Origin of the sequence: Salinivibrio socompensis S35, from assembly GCF_000513715.1 — a bacterium.
GTDB lineage: Bacteria > Pseudomonadota > Gammaproteobacteria > Enterobacterales > Vibrionaceae > Salinivibrio > Salinivibrio socompensis.
The window spans coordinates 1-2,069 of record NZ_AQOD01000195.1 but is presented as its reverse complement, the minus strand read 5'-3'; the positions used below and the strand labels follow the sequence as shown (position 1 = coordinate 2,069).

General features: G+C 49.4%; 4 protein-coding genes. 1 reads left to right on the top strand and 3 read right to left on the bottom strand.

The features are described 5' to 3' along the window. Positions 1-256, top strand: a 256-nt coding sequence (locus tag DZ54_RS22840; protein ID WP_164831618.1) for a transposase domain-containing protein, incomplete at its 5' end; no start/stop codon positions are given. A gap of 15 nt (positions 257-271) precedes the next feature. Here the strand turns inward: DZ54_RS22840 and DZ54_RS0116625 are convergent. The 3 genes from DZ54_RS0116625 to DZ54_RS23795 form a co-directional block, all read right to left on the bottom strand. Continuing rightward, a complete protein-coding gene (locus DZ54_RS0116625) occupies positions 272-730 on the bottom strand; it encodes an RHS repeat domain-containing protein (RefSeq protein ID WP_476707457.1) in 459 nt (152 codons plus the stop codon). Positions 731-1,124: 394 nt separating this feature from the next. Further along, complete coding sequence (locus DZ54_RS0116620; protein ID WP_025675315.1) at positions 1,125-1,439, bottom strand: DUF2489 domain-containing protein; 315 nt, start codon at positions 1,437-1,439, stop codon at positions 1,125-1,127. After that, positions 1,439-2,069, bottom strand: a 631-nt coding sequence (locus DZ54_RS23795; RefSeq protein ID WP_164831617.1) for an RHS repeat-associated core domain-containing protein, incomplete at its 5' end; no start/stop codon positions are given. The genes DZ54_RS23795 and DZ54_RS0116620, both read right to left, overlap by 1 nt.

The following is a 2,069-nucleotide window of genomic DNA, read 5'->3' as shown; positions in this document are numbered from 1 at the left end:
TAGCATCGACAACAATGTGACAGAGCGAGACATCCGCCCGTTCGCCACGGGTCGAAAGAACTGGATGTTCTCGACATCTGTCGGTGGTGCAAAAGCGAGTGCCAATCTGTATAGCTTGGTGATGACATGCCGTGCCAATGACATCAATCCCTATTATTACTTCCGGCACCTGTTCGCTGAATTACCCAAGCGCTCGCCATCGGACGATATGTCAGATCTGATGCCGTGGTGTGTGGAACTCAGTGATGTCGAGTAGGCGCTCACCGGTTTATTAACCGCTTACATAGTAAAGGCCCGATTCGGGGTCTTCGAGTTGTCCTTGGTAGCGAAGGTCACACTGTATACTGTCGTTGGCCGCTTCTTCGCGTCGTTGCCAGTGGCGTTGTGATTGCCCGTGGTAATGGCCCCATAGCGCTTGCTCGCCCCGCCAGACAATATCACCTTGTTCATTACACAGCTCTTGCGGTGTGCCCGCGTGGTCGGTCACGATGTAATGCAGCTCGCTGCCTTGCTCATGGTGGGTCACTTGCGCCATCGGGCGGAAGCTGCCCGGCTCGTAGAGGTATTCGGTTTGCTGCAGGACTTGCCCATCAGCCGTGGCTTGTTGTTGCTGCACAATATGCGCGCCGTCCCACAGGTAGTGGGTTTGTGTGTCGCTGTGCGCACATTCTTTGGCGATGCGTCGCCCAAACGGGTCGTAACGGTAGCGATACCGCGTGCCGTTGGGCAGTTCAATGCGGGTTAAGGGTTTCTAATACACGCCCTGCGCGGTCATGGCGGCGTTTTTGGCCCAGTAAGAGCGCATACTGAAGGCATCAGAAAAGTGGACACCTCCAATGCAAAACTGGAACGTGACGCTATCGCAGCTGACTATTCACTTCGAAGGCCGACTGGATGATCACATAGACCTATGAAAATTGGCTGACACAGAATATTGAACACCCTCCACCCTGATATTTACGCCGTACTAACCCGCCAGTTTCCTTAATGCTTTCAGTACCTTAAAGAGCCCACACCCCAGGTATCGTCGCAACTTAACAACTTTAAGCTCTAGAGGCACTTTTGTGCCTACGAATCAAAAATCCCTCGGGTACGCCGAGGGATTTTAATGGGAAAGGCAGACCTCACAGAACCTTATACTTAGAGATTAAAGCACTGCAAGCATCGACAATGGAAGGGCGGGCAAGAGCAATATAATCAGATACTTCCTCATCAATTCGTTTTAAATAATCCGAACTAAAATTCTCTCGAACACTTGGTTCAGGGTAGTCATCAGTTTCAGATGCCACACCTACAAAAGGTAAAAAATCAGAGTCATTTTCTAAGTTAAGTTGATTCCTCAGTGAAACCAACAGTCTGCAACCTTCAATAAAATTAATGTCGTCATTAACCAAAGATTGGCAAATATCTATGATTTTTTCCTGATCCTTTACATCCATTACTTTGGCCCCTTAAGATAATCTTCAACAATTGTCTTCGGTTCTACCCGTTGTCCAGTCGTCGAATTTTCATACCAATGAGTTTCAAATTTACGACCATCAGGAGCAGTATGTTTCAAGCTGGAGCGTTTTGACCAGTCGGAAGTATTCCCACCATATTCATTAGCTAGCCGTTTTGAGTCCCTTAATAGAGTTTTTGAACCAGCCCCTGCAACAGAAACACCTGTCTCACCAAGCTGCTGTTGACTACCTAATTGTTTATTAAGCTTAACGGCATTAGCAGGATTTCTGGCTGCACTGTTTGTAACATCTTCGCCCTCACCTCCATGAGCAGCACCCGCCAGCCCCAGCGGATCCACCCACTCTAGTGGGTTGGCGACATACGCCTGTGGCCTTAATCCTCCCGCAAACCCTATCGGGTCGGGGCTAAGATACTGACCACTGTCTGCATCGTAATAACGGTTTACGTTATAGTAAAGGCCCGATTCTGGGTCTTCGAGTTGTCCTTGGTAGCGAAGGTCACACTGTATACTGTCGTTGGCCGCTTCTTCGCGTCGTTGCCAGTGGCGTTGTGATTGCCCGTGATAATGACCCCATAGCGCTTGCTCTCCCCGCCAGACAATATCACCT